This window comes from Rhabdothermus arcticus (assembly GCF_055382915.1).
Map to the genome: position 1 here is coordinate 1,389,779 of NZ_AP043808.1, position 22,245 is coordinate 1,412,023.

23 protein-coding genes are annotated in these 22,245 nt (G+C 68.4%); 7 read left to right on the plus strand and 16 right to left on the minus strand.

The genetic code is table 11. From position 1 onward, the window contains the following. Window positions 1-6 precede the first annotated feature (6 nt). Entirely contained in the window at window positions 7-1,311 is a 1,305-nt protein-coding gene (locus ACZ48Y_RS07270; RefSeq protein ID WP_464739898.1) for a TetR family transcriptional regulator, read from the minus strand. A 103-nt stretch (window positions 1,312-1,414) separates the two neighbouring features. Here ACZ48Y_RS07270 and ACZ48Y_RS07275 point away from each other — a divergent pair, with 103 nt between their 5' ends. From ACZ48Y_RS07275 to pruA, 3 genes are read left to right on the plus strand one after another with little or no spacing between them, the layout of a single operon-like run. Beyond that, window positions 1,415-2,065 carry a GntR family transcriptional regulator gene (locus tag ACZ48Y_RS07275; RefSeq protein ID WP_464739900.1) on the plus strand — a complete coding sequence of 217 codons (651 nt, stop codon included), beginning with the start codon at window positions 1,415-1,417 and terminating at the stop codon, window positions 2,063-2,065. Next, on the plus strand, window positions 2,062-2,976 hold the full coding sequence (locus tag ACZ48Y_RS07280) for a proline dehydrogenase family protein (RefSeq protein WP_464739902.1): 915 nt from the start codon (window positions 2,062-2,064) through the stop codon (window positions 2,974-2,976). Before ACZ48Y_RS07275 ends, ACZ48Y_RS07280 begins: the two co-directional genes overlap by 4 nt. Window positions 2,977-2,992: 16 nt before the next feature. Next, window positions 2,993-4,546: an L-glutamate gamma-semialdehyde dehydrogenase gene (gene pruA, locus ACZ48Y_RS07285; protein WP_464739904.1), complete on the plus strand. Its 1,554-nt coding sequence runs from the start codon at window positions 2,993-2,995 to the stop codon at window positions 4,544-4,546. On the opposite strand, the gene ACZ48Y_RS07290 is transcribed toward pruA, so the two are convergent. The 14 genes from ACZ48Y_RS07290 to ACZ48Y_RS07355 form a co-directional block, all read right to left on the minus strand. Further along, the gene (locus ACZ48Y_RS07290; RefSeq protein ID WP_464739906.1) at window positions 4,543-5,841 is read right to left on the minus strand and encodes a GH1 family beta-glucosidase; all 1,299 of its coding nucleotides are present in this window, start codon (window positions 5,839-5,841) and stop codon (window positions 4,543-4,545) included. The genes pruA and ACZ48Y_RS07290 overlap by 4 nt on opposite strands. A 68-nt stretch (window positions 5,842-5,909) precedes the next feature. Then, on the minus strand, window positions 5,910-6,767 hold the full coding sequence (locus tag ACZ48Y_RS07295; RefSeq protein WP_464739908.1) for a carbohydrate ABC transporter permease: 858 nt from the start codon (window positions 6,765-6,767) through the stop codon (window positions 5,910-5,912). 3 nt (window positions 6,768-6,770) lie between these two features. Further along, window positions 6,771-7,691 (minus strand): carbohydrate ABC transporter permease, encoded by a 921-nt coding sequence (locus ACZ48Y_RS07300; RefSeq protein ID WP_464739910.1) that lies wholly within the window; start codon window positions 7,689-7,691, stop codon window positions 6,771-6,773. A 29-nt stretch (window positions 7,692-7,720) separates the two neighbouring features. Then, complete coding sequence (locus ACZ48Y_RS07305; RefSeq protein ID WP_464739912.1) at window positions 7,721-8,998, minus strand: sugar ABC transporter substrate-binding protein; 1,278 nt, start codon at window positions 8,996-8,998, stop codon at window positions 7,721-7,723. Between the two features lie 103 nt (window positions 8,999-9,101). Then, a complete protein-coding gene (locus ACZ48Y_RS07310; RefSeq protein ID WP_464739914.1) occupies window positions 9,102-10,094 on the minus strand; it encodes a LacI family DNA-binding transcriptional regulator in 993 nt (330 codons plus the stop codon). A 130-nt stretch (window positions 10,095-10,224) separates the two neighbouring features. Beyond that, on the minus strand, window positions 10,225-10,530 hold the full coding sequence (locus ACZ48Y_RS07315) for an MTH1187 family thiamine-binding protein (protein WP_464739916.1): 306 nt from the start codon (window positions 10,528-10,530) through the stop codon (window positions 10,225-10,227). Then, window positions 10,518-10,925, minus strand: a complete 408-nt coding sequence (locus ACZ48Y_RS07320) for a hypothetical protein (protein ID WP_464739918.1) — start codon at window positions 10,923-10,925, stop codon at window positions 10,518-10,520. The genes ACZ48Y_RS07315 and ACZ48Y_RS07320 overlap by 13 nt, the downstream gene beginning before the upstream one ends. 19 nt (window positions 10,926-10,944) lie before the next feature. After that, window positions 10,945-12,078 carry a hypothetical protein gene (locus tag ACZ48Y_RS07325; RefSeq protein WP_464739920.1) on the minus strand — a complete coding sequence of 378 codons (1,134 nt, stop codon included), beginning with the start codon at window positions 12,076-12,078 and terminating at the stop codon, window positions 10,945-10,947. Next, on the minus strand, window positions 12,075-12,323 hold the full coding sequence (locus ACZ48Y_RS07330) for a hypothetical protein (protein ID WP_464739922.1): 249 nt from the start codon (window positions 12,321-12,323) through the stop codon (window positions 12,075-12,077). The genes ACZ48Y_RS07325 and ACZ48Y_RS07330 overlap by 4 nt, the downstream gene beginning before the upstream one ends. A 248-nt stretch (window positions 12,324-12,571) precedes the next feature. Further along, window positions 12,572-12,997 (minus strand): phosphate-starvation-inducible PsiE family protein, encoded by a 426-nt coding sequence (locus tag ACZ48Y_RS07335; protein WP_464739924.1) that lies wholly within the window; start codon window positions 12,995-12,997, stop codon window positions 12,572-12,574. 2 nt (window positions 12,998-12,999) lie between these two features. Continuing rightward, window positions 13,000-13,446 (minus strand): DUF1931 family protein, encoded by a 447-nt coding sequence (locus ACZ48Y_RS07340; protein ID WP_464739926.1) that lies wholly within the window; start codon window positions 13,444-13,446, stop codon window positions 13,000-13,002. Between the two features lie 68 nt (window positions 13,447-13,514). Then, window positions 13,515-13,940 carry an Hsp20/alpha crystallin family protein gene (locus ACZ48Y_RS07345; RefSeq protein WP_464739929.1) on the minus strand — a complete coding sequence of 142 codons (426 nt, stop codon included), beginning with the start codon at window positions 13,938-13,940 and terminating at the stop codon, window positions 13,515-13,517. Between the two features lie 16 nt (window positions 13,941-13,956). Continuing rightward, the gene (locus ACZ48Y_RS07350) at window positions 13,957-15,129 is read right to left on the minus strand and encodes a VLRF1 family aeRF1-type release factor (RefSeq protein WP_464739931.1); all 1,173 of its coding nucleotides are present in this window, start codon (window positions 15,127-15,129) and stop codon (window positions 13,957-13,959) included. 18 nt (window positions 15,130-15,147) lie between these two features. Further along, a complete protein-coding gene (locus ACZ48Y_RS07355) occupies window positions 15,148-15,597 on the minus strand; it encodes a ferritin-like domain-containing protein (protein ID WP_464739933.1) in 450 nt (149 codons plus the stop codon). Window positions 15,598-15,717: 120 nt separating this feature from the next. Here ACZ48Y_RS07355 and ACZ48Y_RS07360 point away from each other — a divergent pair, with 120 nt between their 5' ends. Next, entirely contained in the window at window positions 15,718-16,386 is a 669-nt protein-coding gene (locus ACZ48Y_RS07360; protein WP_464742872.1) for a tetratricopeptide repeat protein, read from the plus strand. A 36-nt stretch (window positions 16,387-16,422) separates the two neighbouring features. Continuing rightward, window positions 16,423-17,403 (plus strand): GGDEF domain-containing protein, encoded by a 981-nt coding sequence (locus ACZ48Y_RS07365; RefSeq protein WP_464739935.1) that lies wholly within the window; start codon window positions 16,423-16,425, stop codon window positions 17,401-17,403. Here ACZ48Y_RS07365 and ACZ48Y_RS07370 read toward each other — a convergent pair. After that, window positions 17,368-19,722: an AAA family ATPase gene (locus ACZ48Y_RS07370; RefSeq protein ID WP_464739938.1), complete on the minus strand. Its 2,355-nt coding sequence runs from the start codon at window positions 19,720-19,722 to the stop codon at window positions 17,368-17,370. The two genes, ACZ48Y_RS07365 and ACZ48Y_RS07370, sit on opposite strands and share 36 nt — an antisense overlap. 506 nt (window positions 19,723-20,228) lie before the next feature. Between ACZ48Y_RS07370 and ACZ48Y_RS07375 the strand changes: the two genes are divergently transcribed. Further along, the gene (locus tag ACZ48Y_RS07375) at window positions 20,229-20,708 is read left to right on the plus strand and encodes a hypothetical protein (RefSeq protein WP_464739940.1); all 480 of its coding nucleotides are present in this window, start codon (window positions 20,229-20,231) and stop codon (window positions 20,706-20,708) included. 98 nt (window positions 20,709-20,806) lie between these two features. After that, on the plus strand, window positions 20,807-22,126 hold the full coding sequence (locus tag ACZ48Y_RS07380) for an SPOR domain-containing protein (protein ID WP_464742874.1): 1,320 nt from the start codon (window positions 20,807-20,809) through the stop codon (window positions 22,124-22,126). The last annotated feature ends 119 nt before the right edge of the window (window positions 22,127-22,245 follow it).

A 22,245-nucleotide genomic window follows, 5' to 3' on the forward strand; every position in this document is an offset into this window, starting at 1 on the left:
CACCTCCTAAAACCCCACGCTGGCCGCCAGGCCGAAGACCTGCTGGCCGGTGAAGGCCCCGGTGTGGCTGGTGAGGGCGAGGTCCAGCCGGACCCCGGAAAGCGCCATGCCCGCGCCCAGTCCCAGCCGCACGCCCTGGTCGTAGCCGATCCCCGCCCGGAGCGCGGTGGGCCCCAGCGGGTACTCGAGGCCGAGGTGCCCGAACACCGCCCCGTCGTAGCCGAGGTCCCCGGCCAGAAGGAGCCTCGTCCCCGGCGCTGCCTCGACGTAGCTGGCGCCGTTGGCGTAGACCGCGGGGCTGAAACCGAAGGCGTTCTTCTCCGCCGCCCGCTCGGTCGTGCCGCTATCGTTTCGGATCACCTCGGTGCCGCTCCAGTGGCTGTAGCCGAGGACGTTGTTCACGCCCAGCCCAAAGATCCCAAGCTCGTTCTGGTAGGCGACCCCGAGGTCCAGGCGCAGCCCGTAGCCGAGCCCCCCGGCCCCGGGGTAGCTGTAGAAGACGGTGGTCTCGGTCTCGGTCGTCTGGACGTTGGCCTGGGCGTCGGTGGTCAAGGCCGTCTTGAGCGCCGCGTCCACCCGGGCCAGGCCCAAAAAGCCCGCGCCCCGGGCGCCCAGAAAGACCCGGCCCTCGAGCTCGGGAAGCGCGGGCAGGGGCACGGCGTAGGCGAAGTCCAGGCGCAGCCCGGTGCTGGCGTGGGCCTCGGCGGTGGCCGCGTAGCGGGTGTTGGGCGAAAGCTGTCCACCGGAGAGCAGCTCCGCGAGCTTCGCGTCCGGGCGGACACCCGCCCCCTCGACGCCGCCGAAGGCGGAGACCGCGAGGCTCAACCCGCCTCCCAGGGAGAAGGGGTAGGCCACGAGCGGCGGCGGGGTCAGGCTTGGCGCGCCCCCGCCGGCGCCGCCCGCGCCGACCCGGGCCGAGAGCCGGAGCGGCCGGCCCTCGCCGTCGGTGAGCGCGATGCGGTCTGGAGAGACCTCGAGCCGCACCTCCTTCGGGCTGGCCTCGGGGTTGATCAGAAAGCTATCCAGGTGGCTGAGCTGATCGTAAAAGCGAAGCCCATCGAAGCTCTTATAGAAGACGTCCGGCGCAGCCACGTAGTAGAGCGGGCTGCGATCGGGGAGCAAAAGGCCCAAGAGCCCGAGGGGGAGCGTCCACCCACCCTGGTCGAAGGGGCTCTCGACCGCGAAGTAGGCGGGGTTATGTAGACTGGCTCCGGCCCCCGGCAGGCGCACGCCCGCCATCCCCGCCTCGCGGACGCTCTGGCCCCAGGCTAGGGCGAGGAGCAGGCCCAACCACACCACATAACGCTTCATCGTCTCACCTCTTTCCTCCCTCTCTTCATCCAACGTTAACAAACGAGCGCCGCACGCGAAAGCGCACGCGCACCGGCAAGCCATGGTGTATACTGCATACAGCATGCGCCTGGAACGTCCTGCCCTGGTCCGTGAGGCCGCCTACGCCCGGCTCAAGGCCGCGCTGGCGCGGCGGGAGTTCGCCCCCGGGGCCCGCCTCACCGAGGCCGAGCTGGCCTCGCGCCTCGGGGTGTCGCGCACCCCCGTGCGCGAGGCCCTTTTGCGCCTGGCCCAGGAGGGGCTGGTCGAGCTCCTCCCCGGGCGCGGCGCGCGGGTGCGGCGGCTCAGCGCCGAGGAGGTCGACGAGGTCTACGAGGTGCGGGCAGCGCTCGAGGCCGAGGCCGCCCGGCTCGCCGCGCTGCGGCGCGACGCGCGGGACCTGGCCGCGCTGCGCGAGGCGCTCGCCCACCTCGAACGCCTCCCTCGGCGGGCGCTCGCCGCCCAGACCGAGGCCGACACCCGTTTCCACGCCCTCCTCTTCTCCGCGGCCAAGAACAAGGAGCTCGAGCAGCTCTTTCACCAGCTGGACGCCAAGCTCACCCTGGCCCGGGGGTTGTCCAGCGACGAAAACCAAAGCCCCAAGACCCTCGCCGAGCACCGGGCGATCCTCGAGGCCATCGAGGCCAAAGACCCCGAGCGGGCGGCGGCCGCGGCCCGGGCCCACGTCGAGCGGTTCAAGGCGCTGGTGCGTGCGCGTCTGGAGGAGGCCCGATGAACCTCTGGCGGCAAGGAGTGCTGGCCATCGCCGGCCACCCCGTCGTCGAGCGGCTGGTGCGGCGCCACGGCTGGCGGCTGGCTCGGCGCTTCATCGCCGGGGAGACGCTTGAGGAGGCGCTTGAGGCCGTGCACCGGCTGGAGGCCGAAGGCATCCACGCGATCCTCGACGTGCTCGGGGAGATGGTCGAGGACGAGGCGATGGCCCGGGCCTTCGCCGAGGAGATCAAGGCCACCGTCCGGGCCTTCGCGACCCTCCCTTACCCTCGCTACGTCTCGGTCAAGCTCACCCAGCTGGGGCTGGACCTAAGCGAAGCCCTGGCGAGGTCGCTCCTTGAGGAGATCCTCACCCTCGCCGAAGAAGGCGGGGTCTTCCTCCGCATCGACATGGAGGATTCCCCCCGGGTGGACAAGACCCTCGATATCTACCGGGCGATGCGCGAGGCCGGGTTCGAGAACGTGGGCATCGTCCTCCAGGCCTACTTGAAGCGCAGCGAAGACGACCTCAAGGCCCTCCTTTCCTACCGGCCGAACGTGCGGGTGGTCAAGGGCGCCTACGCCGAACCCTCCGAGGTCGCCTACCAGGACCTTGCCACCATCCGCGAGGCGTTCAAGAGCCTGGTGCAAACCAACCTCGAGGCGGGCAACCCCACCGCGATCGCCACCCACGACGACCGGCTGATCCGCTGGGCCAAGGGCTGGACGGCCGAGCACCGCATTCCCAGGCAGCGCTTAGAGTTCCAGTTCCTCTACGGGGTGCGCCCGGCGCTGCAAAGACGAACCGCCCGCGAGGGCTACACGACGCGGGCCTACGTGCCCTTTGGCCGCGCCTGGTACCCCTACTTTTCCCGCCGGATCGCCGAGCGTCCGGAGAACGCCCTCTTCGTCCTCCGGGGGCTCTTGAAGTCTTAGGAAAGGGAGTGAGAAGATGACCGTCGAACCCTTCAGGAACGAACCCATCGAGCGCTTCACCACCGAGGAGCGCCAAAAGGCGATGCGGGCCGCGCTGGCCGAGGTCAAGGCGCAGTTCGGCCGGGAGTACCCGTTGGTGATCGGCGGGGAGCGCGTCGATCCCGGCGCGTTCATCGACTCGATCGACCCCTCGGACCCCTCCCGCGTCGTCGGCCGGGTGGCTAAGGCCAGAAAAGAAGACGCCGAGGCCGCGCTGGAGGCCGCCTGGAAGGCCTTCGACGCCTGGAAGCGCTGGGACCAGGCGGCGCGGAGCCGGGTGCTGCTCAAGGCCGCCCACCTGATGCGGCGAAGGAAAACCGAGCTCACCGCCTGGATGGTCTACGAGGTGGGCAAGAACTGGATCGAGGCCAGCGCCGACGTCGCCGAGGCGATCGACTTCCTCGAGTACTACGCCCGGGCGGCGCTGCGCTTTAAGGGCCCGGAGGCCGTCGAGATCGTCCCCTTCCCCGGCGAGGACAACGAGTCCTTTTACATCCCGCTCGGCGCCGGGGTTTCGATCAGCCCCTGGAACTTCCCCGTCGCCATCTACACCGGAATGTTCGCCGGGCCGATCGCCGTGGGCAACACGGTGGTGGCCAAGCCCGCCGAGGACAGCTCGGTCGTCGCCTACAAGGTCTTCGAGATCATGGAGGAGGCCGGCCTCCCCCCCGGGGTGCTGAACTTCCTCCCCGGGATCGGCGAGGAGGTCGGGGCCTACCTGGTCGAACACCCCAGGACCCGGTTCATCAACTTCACCGGTAGCCTCGAGGTCGGCACCTGGATCAACAAGGCCGCCGGCGAGGTGCGCCCCGGCCAGCGCTTTTTGAAGCGGGTGATCACCGAGATGGGCGGCAAGGACGCGATCATCGTGGACGAGAGCGCCGATCTGGACCTCACCGCCGAAGGGATCATCCAGAGCGCCTACGGCTTCTCCGGGCAAAAGTGCTCGGCGGCGAGCCGGCTGATCGTTTTGGAAGCGGTCCACGACGCCCTGATGGAGAAGGTCGAGGCCAAGACCCGGGCGCTCACGGTCGGCCCGGCCGAGGAGAACCCCGACATGGGGCCGGTGATCAACGCCGCCCAGGAGAAGAAGATCCTCCACTACATCGCCCTTGGCAAGAACGAGGGGCAGCTCGTCCTGGGCGGGGAAAAGCTCGAGGGCCCGGGGTTCTTCATCGCGCCCACGATCTTCACCAATGTGCCGCCCAAGGCGAAGATCGCCCAGGAGGAGATCTTCGGACCGGTCCTCAGCGTGATCAAGGCCCATGACTTCGACGAGGCCCTGGAGATCGCCAACGACACCGTCTACGGCCTGACCGGCGGCGTCTACGCCAGAAACCGCGAGGTGCTGGAAAAGGCCCGGCGCGCGTTCCACGTCGGCAACCTCTACTTCAACCGCAAGATCACCGGGGCGCTCGTCGGCGTCCAGCCGTTTGGCGGCTTCAACCTCTCGGGCACCGGGGCCAAGACCGGCAGCCACGACTACCTCAGGCTCTTCCTGCAGATGAAGAGCGTCACCGAGCGGTTTTAGTCTTCCACCGCGCCGGCCTCACGGGAACGCTGGAGCCTGCCCCGGTACCAGTGGGCGCTTTGCTTGGGCACGCGCCTTTGCGTGGGATAGTCCACGTAGAAAAGGCCAAAGCGCTGGGTGTAGCCGTGCGCCCACTCGAAGTTGTCGAGCAGGCTCCAGACGAAATAGCCCCTCAGGTCCACCCCTTCCCTGCGCGCCCGCAAGGCCGCGTCCAAGTGGGCCTCGAGGTAGGCGACCCGCGCCCCGTCCACCACCACCGCCTCCCCCTGCCAGCGATCGGGATAGGCAGCCCCGTTCTCGGTAACGTAGAGCGGCCAGGGGACCTCGCGGGCCAAACGCCAAAGGAGGTCGTAAAGCCCTTCCGGATACACCTCCCAGCCCATGCTGGTGGGCTCTCCCTGCGGAGGAAGGTAGGCCACCGGGTACACCCCTTCCCCGCGGTCCACCCGGGCCAGGGTGTAGTAGTTGACGCCGAGAAAGTCCAAAGGTTGCGCGATCGTCTCCAAATCCCCGGGGCGTACCGGAAGCGCAAGGGGACGGCGAAAAGGGCTCTCCGGGTAGCCGCGCCCCAACAGGGGATCCAGGAAGAAGCGGTTGTGGTAGCGATCGGCAAGGCGCACCGCGACCTCGTCGTCGCCCCGAACGGGGGTAAAGTTCAGCACGATTCCCACGTGCTTGACGCCCACCGCGCGCAGCGCCTCCACCGCCAAACCGTGGGCCAGGAGGAGGTGGTGGGCGGCCTTCAGCGCGGCTTCCAGATCTCGGAGCCCGGGGGCGTGCTCACCCGTCCAGTGCCCTAAAAAGGCGCTGCACCAGGGTTCGTTGAGGGTAGCGAAGAAGGGGACCCGGTCCGCAAAGGCGTGCGCCACGATCTCCGCGTAGTCCGCGAACGCGTGGGCCGTCTCCCGGTTGCGCCATCCCCCCAGCCTCTCCAGGGCCAGGGGCAGGTCCCAGTGGTAGAGGGTCAGGAAGGGCTGGATGCCCTTTTCCAGCAAGGCATCGATCAGGCGGTCGTAGAAAGCCAGCCCCTTGGGGTTGATCCGGCCCCGCCCTTCCGGCAGGATTCGCGGCCAGGCCACCGAGAAACGGTAGGCGTCGACCCCCAGCCAGGCCAGGCGATCCACGTCCTCCCGGTAGCGATGGTAGTGATCGCAGGCCGGCTCGCCCGAACTTCCGTCCCGAATCTTTCCCGGTTGCGTGGAGAACGCGTCCCAAATGCTGGGCCCCCGGCCATCCTCCCGGGTCGCCCCCTCGATCTGGTAGGCGCTCGTCGCCACACCGAAGAGAAACTCCACCGGTAGCACCTCCTATGCACGCTTCACGTCGTACGCACGCCTGGGGCCTGTCCAAGGGGGGACAACCCTCATCCCTTGACCGCTCCGGCCGTCAGGCCCCGAATGAGGTGGCGCTGCACCAGGAAGAAGAGCAAGAGCACGGGAACGGTCGCCACCGTGGCCGCCGCCATGAGAAGGTCGTAACGGTTTTGGAAGTTGCCGACGAAGTTGCGGATGCCCACGGGAATGGTGGCGGTGGCCTCATTGGTCAAGACCTGGGCAAAGAGCAGCTCGTCCCAGGCGGTCAGGAAGATATACACCGCGGTGGCCGCCAGTCCCGGGCGTGCCAGAGGAAGCACCACCTTATAAAAGGCCTGAAAGGGCGTGGCCCCGTCCACCATGGCGGCCTCTTCCAGCTCTCTGGGGATGGACGCGAAGAACCCGCGCAAGATCCAGATGCTGATGGGAACGAAGAACGCCGTGTAGGTCAGGATGAGCCCCCCATAGCTGCCCACCAGACGCACCTCGATGCCCAGGGTTGATCGGGTCCAGTTCTGAAAGGCGATGTACATGATGTAGACCGGAATGAGGAAGAGGATCCCGGGGATGACCTGGGTCAGCAGGACGCTGCCGCCGAAGAGTTCCGCGCCGGGAAACCGGAAGCGGGCCAAGGCGTAACCCGACAGGGTGGCCACCCACAGGGCCATCAGGGTGGTCACCGAGCACACCAAAAGCGAGTTGCCAAGGTAGTGAAAGAACGGTAAGGCCTGCCAGAACTCCAGGTAGTTCCGCCACTGGGGCACCTTGGGCCAGAGGCTGCCCGTCGCCGCTTCCAGCTGGGTCATCAACGAGGTGTTCACCATCCAGAAGATGGGGGCCAGCTGAAGGACGAGGCCCAGGACGATGAGCACGTTCGAGGCCCAGCGGACACCGCGCTCCTGCTTCACGGCTCACCTCGCTTTCAGGTCCTCCCGGAAGGCCCGGTACCAGAAGAGAATGAGCGCCAGGCTGAGCAACATGTAAAGGGTGCTGGCCGCCGCGCCCAGGCCGAAGTCCCAAAGGCCAAAAGTGTTGCGGAAGAGGTTGGTCATCAAGAGATCACCCCACGCTCCCGGATAACCGGCCCCGTGACCAAACATCATGTAGACGATGTTGAAGCTAAAGAGCGTGCCCAAAAGCCCGTAGAGAAGGAGGATCGCGGTCACCGGCCGCAAGAGCGGCCAGGTCACGTGGCGAAAGCGCTGCCAGGGGGTGGCCCCGTCCACCCGGGCCGCCTCGTAGAGCTCATCGGGGATGTTCCTCAGCGCGGCCAGGTAGGTCACCATCACGAATGGCCAGCTGCGCCACACCGTGGGGATGACGATGGCAACGAAGGTCAAGGGGCCGGTGAGCCAGTGCGGCTTGTCCGGAAGCAGGTGGAAGACGTCCACCAAAAGGTGATTGATGACGCCGTTCTTGAGCCACATGAAGCCCCAAAGGAGGCCGACGACGTAGCTCGGCACCACCCAGGGCAGGAGGAAGAGGCTCCGCACCACCCCGCGGAGCCAGAGCGGGCGGTTCAACGCGTGGGCGAACAGAAGGCCGAGACTGAGCGTGAACGCGTTGACCACCAGGACATAGAGGAGGGTGGTGCGGACCGCGTAGAGGAACCCGCTGCGGAAGGTGGAGGCCGGATCGACGAGGATCTCGCGGTAGTTCTCAAGCCCAACGAAGGGCGCGCTCAGGTAGAGGCGGAGCGTCTGCAGCCGCAAGTCCAAAAAGCTCATGTAAAGGCCCTGGAGCATGGGCCCGTAATGGACCAAGAGCATGCCCAGCAGGGCCGGGGCGATGAAGAGGTAAGCGAGGCCGTAACGTCTCCAAAAGGCGCGCATGGCAAGCCCGGGGGACCCCTCCGGATCCCTTAGCGCAGGGCCTGGTCAATGGCCCGCGAAGCCTTATCCATCAAATCCTTGAGGGCGTCGCGGCTCAAGCGTCGTTGGGCCACCAGGTCCCAGGCCATGCCGATGTGCTGCACGGCCAGGTTCTCCACCACGCCCCACCCGGCGAGGCTGGGATAGCTCCGGCCGTATTGCGCGGCGTCCACGAAGGTGCGCATGAGGGGATTTTGCTGCAGTTCCGGGGCGTCCCAAGCGGCGCGCAGGGCGGGCAGCATGCCCGTCATCTCGGCGTACCTCAGCTGCGCCTCGCGGCTGCCCAGATAGACGAGCAGCTTCTTCGCCAGGTCCTTGTGCTTGGAGAAGTTAAAGAGCGCCAGGTTGGAGCCTCCGAAGAAGGTGTAACGCCCCTGGGGACCCGCGGGATAGGGGGCCACGCCCATATGCTTCGCCGCCACCCGCTCGGCGAACCCGCCTTCGTCCTCCGGCGTCGCCGCCCGTTTGATCAGCCAGGGGCCGCTGGCGATCAGGGCGCAGCGCCCGGCTGCGAAGTCGGCCTCGATCTGGGCGGTGTTCTTTTCCAGGCTCTCGTCGGGAATGAACCCCTTTTGCGCGAGGTTCAAGAAGAAGTAAAGCCCATCCAGGCTGGCCGGGGCGTTCAGGGCGCTCTTCCAGACCCCTCCCTCCTTGCGCACGATCGCGCCGCCCGCTCCCCAGATCCAGGGCGCGGCGTTGTGCAAGACGTCCCAGGAATTCTTCCCCGCGGTGAAGAACGGCGCCAGGCGCTGACGGGTCTCGGGGTCCTTGAAATCGGAACGCGCCAGAGCGGAAAGCCCGGCCTCGAAGGTCTGCCAGTTCTGGAACATCTTCCCCGGGTCAACCCCGGCGGCGTCGAGCGCGTCGGTACGGTAGTAAAAGGCCCTGAGCTCCGAGAACCAGGGGAGCGCGGTCGCTTGCTTGGCGCCCTCTAAGCGGGTCGTCTTCCACACCGCGGGAAGGTACGAGGCCTCGCCCCCCAGCGTCGCAAGCACGTCGTCCAGGGGTTCCAGGACGCCCATCGCGCTGATCGAACCCACCCAGGTGGTGCCGAGCTGGGTGATGTCGGGCCCGACCCCACTGGTGGCCGCGGTGGTGATCTTGGTCCAGGCGACGCCCCAGTCCAGCACCGTCACCTTGACCTTGACGTCGTTGGCCTTCTCGAACGGCGCGACCAGCGCCTTGAAGTCCTTGGCCGGCTGGCCGCTGTTGGGCATGATCCAGACTTCCAGGGTGCCCTGTGCCAGGGCAAGCGAAACCAGCAGCATCCAGGCTGAAAGCGCTTTCTTAAATATGCGAACAACCTCCCATTTCCGCCATTCCGGCGGAGCGAGCACCTTTACCCCTCGAACACCGAAACCGACGTTCGCTTCAGCCTCTCACCTCCCCGACCGAACGCCGCTCGATCAGGGCCAGCCTGGGGCGGATAAGCTCGGGCGTCTGCCCCGACAGCACCGCCTTTAGCGCCCGGGCCAAGGACGCCCCCACCTCCTCCGCCGGCTGGCGCACCGTGGTCAAGGGCGGGGTCAGGTAGCGGGCCACCGGGATGTCGTCGAACCCGATCAGGGAAACGTCGTCCGGCACGTCCAGCCCCGCCTCGTACAGGTAGCGCCTGGCCCCGATCGCGGTCTGGTCGTTGACCGCGAAGATCGCGGTGGTGTCCGGAAAGCGGCGGAAGAGCATGCGCGCCGCCCGGTAGCCTCCCTCCTCCAAGAGGTCGCCGTAGACCACCCGGGGCTCGAGCCCAGCCTCGCGCATCGCCTTGCGGTAACCCAAGAGACGCTCGCGAATGTCGTCGCCTCCCCGGTTGCTGGAGATGTGGGCGATTCGCCGGTGCCCCCGCTCGATGAAGTGACGCGTGGCCCGGTAGGCCGCGTCCCGGTTGTCCAGGAGGAGGGACCAGCGCCCCGGCCCCTCCAGGGGCTGGCCGAACCCCAACACGGGCACCTCGACATCGCGCAGGGCCGTGCCGTCGAGGGAGGTGCCCAGAAGGATCAGGGCTTCCACCCGGTGGGCCTTCAAAAACTCCAGGGCCTCCAGCTCCCGCACCAGGCTCCAGTGGCCGGGCACCGCGATGGGGCGGAAGGGGGTGGCCCCCAGCTCGAGGGTCAGGGCCTCGAGGATCGGGCCGTAAAAGGCGCTGGAGAAATCCGGAAGCAGGATCCCCACCCCGTACGACCGCCCGCGGGCCAGGCTCTGGGCCAGGGGGCTCGGCGTGTACCCCAGCGCCTCGACGGCCTCCAAGACCCGCCGCGCCTTTTCCTGGGAGACCCGAGCGGTACCGTTCAGTACCCGTGAAACCGTCGATGGGGAGACCCCCGCGCGACGGGCGACCTCGTCAATCGTCGGACGGCCTCGGACCATGGTTTGAGGCCAACTTAACACACTTAGGAAAGCGCTTGCAAGAAGGGCGAGGCAACGGGGGCCGCGCCGGTGACCAGCGCCGTGCGCGTCCCCGGTTCCCTTTGTCCCATGGCCCTGAGCTTACCCGCGATCAGCCCCCGGAAAGCTTTCGCGCCACCGAGCGCACCTTGGCCTCGATCCGCCCCATCGGGCCCTTGCGCACGTCGAACTTGGCGACCGCGTAGACCCGGTTCGTGTCCGGGGCCAGGACCGCGTAGGCCGCGTTGAGGAGGGCGGTGGCCTCGGGCATCGTCTCGGTCTCGACGATCGTGCCCATCGCGGTGAGCTGGTAGGGATGGCCGCGCTCCTCGACCACCCGGATCACCCGGGCCACGTAGGCGCTGACGCTCTCCCCTTTGTCCGTGGGAAAGATCGCGAACTCCATCAACACCGACACCGCCAACCTCCTTCCCGCTCGGCCTCCTCGGCCCAGGTGTGGATGGGCTCGGGCTTTTTCAGGCCGCGGGGGTGGAAGCCGAGCTTCAAGGCCTGCTCCCCCTTCGAACCGAAGCGAAACACCGTAATCCCCTTGAGCCCGAGGTGCCAGGCCTCGAGGTGGATCCCGGCGACCGTCTCGGGCGGCGCTTTGGAGCGGAGGTGGATCGTCTTGGAGACCGCATTGTCCAGGTACCGCTGCCAGCCGGCCTGCATCTGGCGATGGGCCTTTGGAGGGACCTCCAGGGCCGAGCGGAAGGTTCGCTTGACTTCCTCGATCGGCGCCCCGGCCGCGTCCTTAAGCAGGTGGCGCGTCCTTAGGACGCGGAGGGCGTGGGGGGTGAGCGACGCCTTCACCTTGGCCCCAGTTTAGGGGCTAGAGCTCCTCGTCGATGAAGAGCTCGGCCTTGAGCTCGGACTCCTCCTCGAGGTTTCCGCCCATCGCCGCGGCCACCACGCCGATCATCGCCGAAAACAGGCTGAAAGGAACGCGCGGGGTGCCCCCGGCCCAGGCCTCGACGAGCCGATCGGGCAGCGTCAGGGCGATCAGGAAGGTGAGGCCGAGGACGACGCCCCAGAGCGAGACCAGGCCCATGAACAGCACCCCAAAGAGCACCATCCGGGTGCGGGCGAGCTGCTCCCGCCAGGTGCGCTCGTGCCCCAAAAGACCCACGTCCTGCCCCCAAAAGAGGAAGAAGGCGGCGGCCAAGAGCGCGATCAAGGAGCCAAAGAGCAAGGGCACCGGTCGCAGGTGCATGGCCAGCGCCCAGGCGTCGGAGCTGATCAAGAGGTAGACGGTGGAGACTGCGGCGGCGGCGGTGAGCCGCCCCAAGAAGAGCGGAAGCCGCCAGGGACGGTGCTCCAGGATCGCGCTGAGGACCGCCTTGGGGTCTTGCATGAAGGTTTCCAGGTAAAAGCTGACCACGCTCCAGCGGGTGCGGATCTCCTCCAGGCGCACCAGGACCACGTCCTCGATGTAGCGCCGAATCACCGCCTTTTCCTCGGAGTCGAAGGGGCGGACCTCGAGCGCCTCGGGGTCCCGCAGGGCGTGCATCGGGGTGCCCTCCTTGTGGGGCAGGCCGAAGAAGTGGCCGAAGAGGTGCAAGGCCAGCGCGACGATCCGCTCGATCAGGGCCTCGCCGGAACCCAGGCGGGAGGTAGAGATCACCCCCGCCTCAAGCGCCTGGGAGGCCACCCCCATCGCCGCCGGCTGATGGTGCGGCAAGAGCGCGTTGGGAACGATGGTGAAGGCGAAGTCCCAGTGGCGGTGGAGCTTTTCGTCCACCGCCATCTCCAAGAGCGGCACCGGGTCCAGCCCGCCGCGGGGCAAGAAGACCCGGCGCTCGGTGTAGGCGATCCGCCAACGAAACTCCGGGAACTCGGCCTCGAGGACCCGCAGAAACCGCGCCCGGGCCTCGGCGTAGGCCGCGAGCAGCTCGGGGTCACGCAGATCCGAGCCCAGCACCCAGCCGACGACGACCTCGGCCATCTCCGGGGCCCAGCCTATCACCGGGGCAGCCAGTCCGGCCCGTAGCGGATGGGCACCGCGCCCAGCGGCACGCTGACCAGCACCAAGAGGACCGCGAGCTGCCCCACCAGCAGCGCGCCCCAGGGCACCAGGTAGAAGGTGGCCAAGAGCCCGCGCCGGTGGGGGAGCCCGGCAGCGCGGCCAGGTAGCGGATCGGGAGCTTGAGCCCGATGGCCAGCGCAGCCCGTCTGCTCGAAGCGGCCGATCGCGGTGCGGGAGCCGGCCACGATCGAGACGCCCCCTGGCCCCAGCACCCGGTCCTTGGGACTTGGGGTAGAACGCCTGGTCTTCCCGGAGCACCCCGAGCACGCGCACCTCCGGGGCCCGGGCCAGCCAGGCCTCGAGGGGGCGGCGCGCACAGCAACGCCCGGGCTCGCCCCCGTCCTTGGGGCAGAGTGCCCGGTCTGGTGGACGCTCACCACCCGCCGGTCGCTAGGGGGTGAACGTGGGCCCTACGCCGGGGAGCACCGCTTCCTCAACGCGCATGCTTGGGCCCCTCCGGTTGCACCTTGAGCGCCAGCGTGCGGGCCGCGACCAGGATCAGCACCCCCAGCGTCCAAAAGAGCACGCCCGTGGCGTCGAGGGCGGCGTTGTGCACCCCGATGAAGAGCTCGCGCAAGACGAAGACCGCGCCCGCGTCCAAGAGCACGTGGATGCGCACCCGCTCCCACTCGAAGTAGTCGACGAAGGTGCGCACCAGCTCGATCACCACCACCAACGTCAGGGCGTCGGTGATCAGGGTGTGGTACGCCTCGGCGAGGTGGCCCGGCCGGAGCACCTCCCCGAGGCCCAAAAGCAGCCGCGCCACCCCGACGAAGAGCCCCAGCACCAGCACCAGCACGACGGCGTTGAAGGCCAGCTGGACGCTGAGGCGGTAAAAGCGGGTGACCGCGGCCTGCATGGCTAGATCAGGTAGTTGAAGATCCGCTCGGCGCGCTCCCAGTGTTCGGTCTGCGGGTTCTTCAGCTTGGGGTCGAGCTCCTTCAGGACCCGGGCCAGGGCCACGACCAACGCGCCTGCGACCTTGGGCAGGATCTCCTCGACGTCGCTGCCGATCTCCAGGTCGAGGGGCGGGAGCTTGGCGAGCTGTTCCAGCACCGGCTCCAGCTTCAAGGCCACGTCCATGCGCTCGAAGGCGTGGATCGTCTCCTCAAGCCCCTTGGTGATGGGCAGGTCCGGCCGGTAGATGATGTCCCGGGCGTTGTACTTGGCCGCCTTTTCAGCCACCACCAAAAGGTCGTGGATCTTCTGGGTCAGAAAGTCGGAGACGCGCTTGAGGTCGTTCTTGTCGACATCCAGCGACGCCGCTTCGCGAAAGAGCCGTTCGAACTCGGAAACCGCCATCAACATCGTTCCCACCTCCACGGCATGAGCCTACCGGAAAGCCAACGGCCGGGGAGGCCCCGGCCGTCCGGCAGCTACTGCTCGACCTGGATCGAGATCTTCTTGGGCTTGGCCTCCTCGGCCCGCGGCACGTCGAGGTAGAGCACGCCGTGCTTGAAGCGCGCCGAAACCTTGCTCAGATCGTAGGTCGGGGGCACCGAGAAGCTACGCACGAAGATGCCGTAAGGCCCCTCCACCCGGTGCCAGGTCACGCCCTCCTTGGTCTCGAAGGGGCGCTCGGCCTTCACCGTGAGGACCTCGTCCTCCGCGGTGACCTCGACCTTCTCCGGATCCACCCCGGGGAGGTAGACCGCGAAATGCAGCCCCTCCGCGTCCTCGTAGACGTCGACCAGAGGGGCGAAGGTGCGGGCCTCGCCGCGCTCGGTGCCCACCGGGCCCATCACCCGCTGCAACCGCTCCTGAAGCTCCTCGATCTCCTTAAAGGGATCCCAACGCATCATCCTCACTCACCTCCTCTTACCAACGCACGAGCCCGGCCATGCCGCCGAACTCGGTGGTAAGCCGTTTCTCCGCCTCGCCGCGGACGAACTCCAGCGCCGCGCCGTAGGCGGCGGCGAGCTCGTCGACGAGGTCTTTCAAGGGGCGCCGCTCGGGGGCGGCGCAGACCGCCTTGGCCGCGTTCTCATCGAAGGCGACGAAGGCCTCCTCGGGACAGTGGTAGACCTCGAGGTCCAGGTGCCAGGGCAGCACCCAGACGTAGACCCGGCCCACCTGCAGGGCGTCGAGCACCTTGTCCACGCCCCAGATCCCCTTCTCCCGTACCTCGTCGAGCAGGCGCGACTCCTCGGCGCGCTCGACAGCCTCGATCAGGGGGCGGACGGCCTCGAGCACCGCGCTCGGGGGCACCCGGCCGCCGCCCGGCGCCCCGGCGCGGGCCACCACCCGGGGGCGGACGGCCTTGGAAAGGAAGGTCTCGAAGTGCTGCACGTCGGCCTCGGGACCGAGCAGGATCACCCGCTGGATCCCGCGCGCGTTCAAAAAGCGCTCCAGCTCGCCGGCCAGCTTGCGATAGAAGCGGCTCGTCCACACCAGGAGGCGGCGGTTGAACTTGTCCTTGGCCGCCCCGCCGCGCGCGGCCGCGGCGTAGGCGGTGCCCCGGGGTACGGCGGGGGCGGTGGTCTTAAGCTCCCGCCACGCCTCGGGGGCCACCGCGCGGAAGGCGTCCTGGACCTCCTCGATCTCGTTCATGAAGACCTCGAAAAGCCGCCAGCGCTCTTGGTCCAAGAGCACCACCGCGTAGGGCTCGAACTCGTCGCGGGCAAAGAGCAGCGGGGCGACGTAGGGCGCGCCCCAGCGAGCCTCGACCAGCCCGGTGCGCAGGTCCATCACCGGCAGCTCGACGTTCAGGTCGAAGACCTCGAACAGGTCCTCGTTGGCGAAGATCGCCCGGGTCACCGCCTGGGGGACGTCGTGCTCCAGACGCTCGAGCACCCGGTCCTGGATCGCCTTCGGCACGCCGAGGGCCTTCAGGGTGTCCTTGGCGCGGATCACGTAGGGCTTCTTCTTGAAGTCGAAGGTGTGCTCGGCGACGTTGGGGTCGGCGGGGTTGGTGAGCACGTAGAGCGAGAGCACCGGGGGCTTGGCCTCGATCAGGGCCTCAACCTGGGCAAAATCCGCTTTCCTGAGCACGCCTCCCCCTTTCCGGGCCTAGGCCCCTTCCGCGTAGGGATCGAGCCGGGTGATGACCTCGAGGAGTTCCTTGTAGTTCTGCTCTTCGTCCTCCTTGATGCGGGTAAAGAGCGCTTCGATCTCCGGATCCCCGGTCCCGAAGGCCTCCTCGATGTAGGCCACGCGGTCCGCCTTCTCCGACTCCAGCGCGTTCAAGAGCTCGCGCCAGGTGGCGTCTTCGGGGACCTCGGGCGGCGGTGGCGGGGTTCCCCCCAGCGCCTCGATCTTTTGGGCCAAGAGCTCCGCGTGCCGGCGCTCACGGGCGGCGATCTCCTTGAGCTTTTGTCGCAGGTGCTCGTAAGGGATACCTTCCGCGGCCTTCTCCGCGAGCTGGCTATCGCGCACCTCGTCCTGGTAGCGCTCCTCGAGCACCTTGAGCAGCATCCGTTTGCGCGCTTCGGACAGGCGGGAAAGGAACTCCTCCAACACGGCCGCCTCCTTTCACCCCTAGGCTAATACCTGATATAACTATTGTCAAGTAGATTGCGCTAGAAATCGATAATCGTCCCAGCGTAGACTGGAGGCGATATAAGGAGGCGAACAAACGTGATGCGATGGCTTGCCCTTGGACTATTGCTGCTCTTAGGAAGCGCGCTCGCCAACCCCGAGGCCCTGCTCCACGAGGGGCGCTTTGCCGCCGCCTACCAGGAGGCCACGGCCGCGGGAACCTGGGTGCTGGCCGCCAAGGCGGCGAGCTTTTACGCGATGTACCGGGCCGAGGACAACGCCGAAAAGGCCCGCTGGTTCAGCCTTGCCGAGGCCGCAGCGCGGAAGGCGATCGCGGAGAACCCCAACGACCCCGAGGCCCACTTCGAGCTGGCCCGGGCCCTGGGGCGGCTGGCCCAGTTTCGCGGCATCTTGCAAAGCCTCTCCCTGGCCTCGGCGGTGCGCGACGAGCTAACGACGACCCTCGACCTGGACCCCAACCACGCCGGGGCGATGGTGGCGCTGGCGCTCTGGCACCTGGAGCTCGCGCAAAAGGGCGTGGGCTGGCTCTACGGGGCGAGCACGGGCCAGGTCATCCCGCTGTTTGAAAAGGCCATCGCCCTCGAACCCGACGAGATCATCCACCGGGTGGAGTACGGCCAGGCCCTGCTCCGGCTGGGCAAGAAGGACGCGGCCCGGGCCCAGCTCTCCAAGGCCCTCGAGCTCACGCCTAAGGACGCCCGCGACCGGCTCGAGCAGGCGCGGGCCCAGCGGCTTCTAGCGCAAAACTAGCCCGAGGCCCTGGGTTTGACTTGTTAGACTGAGCCCATGTTCCAGGCCGAAGCCCTCTGGCAGCAAAGCTATTGGCGGATGATCGCGCTCGCCGGGGGGCTGGCCCTGGTCATCAGCCTTTTCTCGCCCTCTCCCCGCGATTTCGGCTACGCCGTCGCCTTCGTGTTCCTCAGCGCGATCTTTGCCGCGCTCTCCCGACGCCTTCCCGACGTCGTGGTGCCCCACATGCTCGGCGTCCTCGTGCTCGGCCTGGTCTACGTCACGGACCCCGGCGCGCTGGCCCACGTCGCCCCCTATTGGACCTACCTGTTCATCGGGTTCATCGCCCTCTACCTCACGGCAAGCGAACAAGGGCTTTACTGGGGCCTCGGCTTGCTCTTGGTAGCCTTCTTCATACTTTTGACGCTGGCCCAATCCCCCGGGGACGTGATCGGCGCCCTCTTTTTCTGGGGCCTGGCCCTGGGGATCGGCAGCGAGTACTACCGGATGCGCCGCGCGCTGCTCGCGCACCAGCAGCGCCTGGCCACGACGGCCTTTACGGACGAGCTCACTGGGGTCGGCAACCGCCACGCCCTCGCCGCCGAATACCCCCGGATGCAGCAGATCGCCCAGCGCACCGGCCAGCCGCTCTGGCTCACCTTCTGGGATATCGACGGCTTGAAGGCGGTCAACGATAAAAAGGGGCACGAGGTCGGGGATCGCTTCCTGCGCGCCTTCGCCTACGCCTTGCGCAAGAGCAGCCGCGGGACCGACGGGATCTACCGCATCGGGGGCGACGAGTTCGTGGGGCTGCACCTGGGCCTTGCCCACCCCCGGCAGATCCGCGAGCGGGTCGCCACCTGCTTTCGCAAGTTCTCGATGGGCTACGCTCGGGCCGACGCGCAGCCCCTCAACGAGGCGCTCAAGGAGGCCGACGCGATGCTCTACGCGGAAAAGCGCCAAAAGGGCGAGCGAACGCGCCAGGAAGTGCTCACCCGCGAGCTATTCCTGCCCGATGGCGCGGGCGAAACGGGCTAGGCGCCGGCGCTCGGCGGCGAGCGCCTCACCCCCGGCCAGGGAGCCGCGGTAGAGCCGTGCCGCGAGGCGGCGAAGCGGCTTGAGGGCGAGGTGGCGCCGGAGCGCTAGAAAGAGCCCGGCGTCCCACCAGACCCCGGGCAGGGGGCGAGAGCGGTAGCCCTCGCCCACCCGCCGCACCCAGTCCTCCCCGAGGGCCTTACGCAGGTAGTGCACCGCGAGGTGGAGGCGCTTCTCCGGACGCTTGGCGTCGGCGAAGAGGGCGACGGGGTCGGCCTCCGGGCGGAGCCAAAGCCAGAGCAAGAGGGCGAACTCGCGCTGGGTAGGCAGCGGCACCGGCGCCTCGCGAAGGATCTCCGCCCGGCCCAGACTGTAGACCCGGACCGGCCCGAGGCCTTCGGCCAGGGCCTCCAAGAGCGCCGCGCCCGCCTCCCCCGCCTGGGGCCAGAGGGGGAGGTAGCGGGGGGTGAGGGCGAGCACGGGGTCCTCCTCCAGGGCGTAGCACGCCGCGGCCTGGAGGGCCTCCGCGTCCTTGTCCCCGAGCCGGGCCAGCTCGAGCCGAACGCGGTGCAAAGCGTGCAGGTTCCCCGCCGCTTCGGCCAGCCGAAGGGCTACCTGGAGGTAGCGCCGGGCCCAGCGGGGAACGAACCGGGCCTTGAGCAGGTGGACCTCGGCGAGCTCCGCCGCGCTTCCCCCGTGCTCGAGGGCGGCCTCCGCCCGGGTCAGCGCGAGCCGGGCCCGGGCGGGCTCGCCCCGCGCCCCAAAAAGCCGGGCCCGTCCCAGCCATAAAAGCCCCTCCCCGTACGGGTCGGCCACCCCCTCCAGCACCTGGGCCGCGGCCCCATAGGCCGCGGCCGCGAGGTCCAGCCAACCGGCGTCGAGGTAGAGGTCGCCGAGGTTGAGCTCGGCGTACCCCTCGGCGCGGTAATCGCCGGCCCGCCGGGCCTCCTCCCGGGCCTGCTTGAGCACCCGGTGGGCCTCCTCCCAGCGCCCCGAAAGCCGCAAGGCCTCGCCCCAGGAGAGCAGGGTGTTGGCCCGGGAGATCGCGGGCAGCCCCTGCTTTCGCTCCCAGGCCTCCCGGTAGGCGGAAAGGGCTGCCCTGAAGGCCCCCTGGTGGTGCAGCGCCACCCCCAGGTTGTGCAGGGCCTTGGCCGCGGTCAGGGCGTCGCCGGCGCGCGCGGCCGCCCGTTTGGCGAGGTCCGCCGCCTGGCCAAACGCCCCGCGGCGGATCAAAGCCGCGGAGAGGGCGACCTCGAGCGGGGCGCGTTGGGCCTCAGGGGTGATGTTCAGGGCCTCCTTGAGGGAGGCCTCGGCCTCGGCGTAGCGCCCGAGGTGCAAAAAGAGCGTCCCCGAAAGCGCCCGGGCCTCGGCCCGCAACTCGGGGTCCTGGCTAGCCCAGTCCGCGAGCCCCAAGGCCTCCTCGAAGCGGCCCAGGCTGCGCAGGGCCTGGCCCACCAAGAGCGCTCCCCGCGGCGTGCGCGCGGCCTTTGGGAGCGCCGTCCAGCGGGCCACCACCGCCGCGGTCTCCCCCGCTTCCAACGCACCCTTGGCCCAGCGCTCGAAGGCCGCCCCGGCCGCGGGGTCCTCGTAGGCCAAGAAGGCCGCGAGCGCCCCCGCCGGATCCACCGCCAGCGCCGTCTGGAGCACCCCGCCCAGGTCCTCGCGCGGGGGCAGGCCCCGGGTGGCCCAAAGAAAACGATCGAGCGGCGGGCGGGGGCGGACCCGGCCCTCCCGCAACCGCACCCAGCCCCCGGCGATCAGTCCTTCGAGCACCGCCCCCCAACCGGATCGGTGCCAGACCGGCTCCAAGAGCTCGAGCAGGCTCCACCACAAAAACCGCCGCTCCTCCCGCGAAAGGCACCCGAGCAGCGCCTCGACGCGGTCGCGAAGGGGCGGGCTCAACGGGTCGGCGACGCCGGCCTCGAGCCCCCAGCGGGAGAGCTCCGGCCAGCCCTCGAAGGCCTCCCAGACGGCCTCGAAAAGCCGCGGCTGCCCCAGCCTTCGGGCGAGCTCGCGCACCTCCTCCCGGGTGAAGGCGAGCGCCCAGGGGCCGAGCACCAGCCCGGGGAACGGCCCCTCGGGGCGCCGGGGCAGGGCGAAGAGCTGGCCCGGTTCGGGGTGCGCGGGGAGGGTCGTGACGTCGTAGGCCCCGGGGCCGCTTTCGGGCCGGGTGCGGTAGGGGAGCTCGAGCTCCCGGGCGATCTCCTTCAAAAGCAGCGTCTTGCCAAACCCCGGCGGCCCCCACAGCACCACCGGGCCCTCCTCGAGCGCCGCGCGCACCTGCCGCGTCAAGCGCGGGCGGTACAGGTAGCCGGTCGCCATTTACTTAACCTCAGTTTAACCGTAGCAGGGCTATCATGAAAGGCGCTGGTTCAGCATGGCGGCCGGCCGCTGTCCGCAGACGGTATGCGGACGGTCCGCGAGGCGGTGTGTGGCATGAAGGCGAAGTTCGTAGTGGTTGCGCTTTTGGGTTTTCTGGCCACGCTGCTTGCGGGATGCAATCAAAGCGCGACATCGCCGGGAGGAGAAACGGGCGAAAACGCCACGCCACAAGAAGTCGGGACCGTACTGACCGCCGCCAACGCCCAGCTTTACCGGATCGAAAGCCCCCTGCTGCTAGCCGGGCTTCCGGTTCCAATCTTGGAGATCACCCCGTTTAGCGCGGGACTGAGCCCTCAGGATACGGCCAGCTGGAGCTGCACCGGGGTCACGACTCCAGCGATCCCGACGGCGACGGGATCCCCGCCAACGCCACCTACAACGGCCGGTGCACCTGGAGCTATAGCGGAAGCGGCGGGAGCGCTTCGGGCTACTGGGAGTATCGAAATGTGAACGTGCAAGACCCCGACGACGCCGATCCCGCGGCGGGGGTCAAGGTAAGCGGCGAGGTCGAATGGGGCGTGAGCGGCGATGGTGGATCGGCCACCGTCACCTGGACGATCCAGAAACACGATCTGGTGAAGTCTGGGGGAAGCTATCGCTTCACCTACCAAGGAAGCTGGGATGCCAAGACGCGCGACGGCGAAACGTACACCTTCGATTATGACCTTGGCGGCACCTGGACCCCCGATGACCCCAACCAGCCCTGGTACGCCGGCACCATGAACGCCACCGGATCGTTTAGCGGCACCGGGCCCGGCTGCAACGGCTGGAGCCTGAACGCGACCCTCACCGACGTCCATGACAACGGCACCAAGATTGTTAGCGGCACCGCCGAACTCCAAGGGACCGACTGCGACGGGACCACGTGCACCCTTACGATCACCTGGCAAAACGGCAACCCGAGTGTAAACGGAAGCTGTCGGTAAAGTCGGGCCTGGCCCATCCTAAGGGGGCGGTACCCGCCCCCTTAACCCATGTTTAACCAACCCTTTGGTAGGCCTGGAGGTGCCAGGAGGTGAGGGAGATGAGTTTGCGAAGCATATGGCTTGGTGTTGCCTCGCTCTTTTTCCTCGCGGCCTGCGCGCCGCAGCCGACGGTCGAGGTTCGTCCGGTGCCCGGGGTCAAGGTCGCGGTGCCGGTCAAAGCACCACAGACCGCTCCCCAGGGGGCCAAAGAGGCGGCGGGCGGGGTCTCTGCTCCGGCAATCAAGGTCCTCCCCGGAAACCCGCTCCCTGAGCCGGGCGCCGTCTTCACCGACGACTTCGGCGCCTACCCCACGGGGGCGGTGCTGCCGGTGGTGGCGCCGGATCGCTACGGGATGCTCCGGCAAAGCAAAGACTGGCAGAAGATCACGATCGTCGAGGCCTTCGACCCCAGCGGCAAGCTGGATAAGGCGGTGCGCCTCGAGGGCGGCTACGGCGAGGGCTACCTCACCACCGGGGCCGAGGACTGGCGCGACTACGAGGTGCGCGCTTCCATCAAGGTGGAAGAAGCGCCCAGCACCGATAGCGCGGTGCGCTTTTTGCTCTTCTTGAACGGGGCCGGGAACCGGGCGCTCGAGCTCAGGGTCGGCTACGAGGGCGTGCGCCTCGACAAGCTCGCCGGGGACCAGCGCTTCACCCTGATCGACCGGCGCGAGCTGGCGAAGACCGGTCGCAGCTTCCTTTTTGATCAGAACTGGCACGACGTCCGCTTTGCCCTGGAGAAGAGCGGTCGGGTCCGCTTCTGGCTGGACGGCAGCCTGCTCCTCGACTGGACCGACCCCGACTACCGCGCCGGTGGCTTTGGCGTCGGCCCCAAGGCCACGACCTTCTTCCTCGACGACCTGGCGATCCGCCGCCTCGGCGAGGCCGCACCTCCGCCCACCGAGGGAAGCAGCACCCCGCGCCCCGGAACCTTCTGCGGCTACCAAGCCGGGGCGCCCCTTCCCGCGGGCATCTTCCAGCCCCGCGCGGACGAAGTCGAGCTTAGGTTGCTGGGCGGGCATAGCGCCGCCCGGAACTACCGGATCGGCTACTTTCCCGAGGGCAAGCCGGAGGCCGCTACCTTCGTGCTCGCCTACGAGGGAGCCTTCGACCCCGCGACCTGCCTCAACCCGCCCCGGATCGCCCGCTTTTCCCCGGGCGGGCCCTTCGGCATCGTGCACGCCTACGAGCACTACGGGGATAAGCGCGTCTACAGCGTGGCGGGGCTCAACGAACCCCCCCGAGGCATCAAGGCCTACCGGGCCCTCGATGATCAAGGCAAGCCGGCCGGCATCCTGCTGCTCATCGAGGACTGGGTCGACGCCGACTACGACGACGTTGGCCTCCTGCTCCTGGGGGCCGAGCCGATCGGCGACTGAAGCACGGCGGCGCTCTGCGTCTACCGACCCCGGTTGGGTTCCGATGCCCCGGGGCGGCCCGCGGGCCGCCCCGTTTTTCACGTGCATCCCCGCAAACGGGGGGCCCCAAAGGGGGGATC

What these genes read in the sequence shown, in the direction of transcription:
- ACZ48Y_RS07270 (WP_464739898.1), bottom strand. Translation starts at nt 1,311, where the DNA reads ATGAAGCGTTATGTGGTGTGGTTGGGCCTGCTCCTCGCCCTAGCCTGG.
- ACZ48Y_RS07275 (WP_464739900.1), top strand. Translation starts at nt 1,415, where the DNA reads ATGCGCCTGGAACGTCCTGCCCTGGTCCGTGAGGCCGCCTACGCCCGG.
- ACZ48Y_RS07280 (WP_464739902.1), top strand. Translation starts at nt 2,062, where the DNA reads ATGAACCTCTGGCGGCAAGGAGTGCTGGCCATCGCCGGCCACCCCGTC.
- pruA (WP_464739904.1), top strand. Translation starts at nt 2,993, where the DNA reads ATGACCGTCGAACCCTTCAGGAACGAACCCATCGAGCGCTTCACCACC.
- ACZ48Y_RS07300 (WP_464739910.1), bottom strand. Translation starts at nt 7,691, where the DNA reads ATGCGCGCCTTTTGGAGACGTTACGGCCTCGCTTACCTCTTCATCGCC.
- ACZ48Y_RS07305 (WP_464739912.1), bottom strand. Translation starts at nt 8,998, where the DNA reads ATGCTGCTGGTTTCGCTTGCCCTGGCACAGGGCACCCTGGAAGTCTGG.
- ACZ48Y_RS07310 (WP_464739914.1), bottom strand. Translation starts at nt 10,094, where the DNA reads ATGGTCCGAGGCCGTCCGACGATTGACGAGGTCGCCCGTCGCGCGGGG.
- ACZ48Y_RS07335 (WP_464739924.1), bottom strand. Translation starts at nt 12,997, where the DNA reads ATGCAGGCCGCGGTCACCCGCTTTTACCGCCTCAGCGTCCAGCTGGCC.
- ACZ48Y_RS07340 (WP_464739926.1), bottom strand. Translation starts at nt 13,446, where the DNA reads ATGTTGATGGCGGTTTCCGAGTTCGAACGGCTCTTTCGCGAAGCGGCG.
- ACZ48Y_RS07345 (WP_464739929.1), bottom strand. Translation starts at nt 13,940, where the DNA reads ATGATGCGTTGGGATCCCTTTAAGGAGATCGAGGAGCTTCAGGAGCGG.
- ACZ48Y_RS07360 (WP_464742872.1), top strand. Translation starts at nt 15,718, where the DNA reads ATGCGATGGCTTGCCCTTGGACTATTGCTGCTCTTAGGAAGCGCGCTC.
- ACZ48Y_RS07365 (WP_464739935.1), top strand. Translation starts at nt 16,423, where the DNA reads ATGTTCCAGGCCGAAGCCCTCTGGCAGCAAAGCTATTGGCGGATGATC.
- ACZ48Y_RS07370 (WP_464739938.1), bottom strand. Translation starts at nt 19,722, where the DNA reads ATGGCGACCGGCTACCTGTACCGCCCGCGCTTGACGCGGCAGGTGCGC.
- ACZ48Y_RS07380 (WP_464742874.1), top strand. Translation starts at nt 20,807, where the DNA reads ATGAGTTTGCGAAGCATATGGCTTGGTGTTGCCTCGCTCTTTTTCCTC.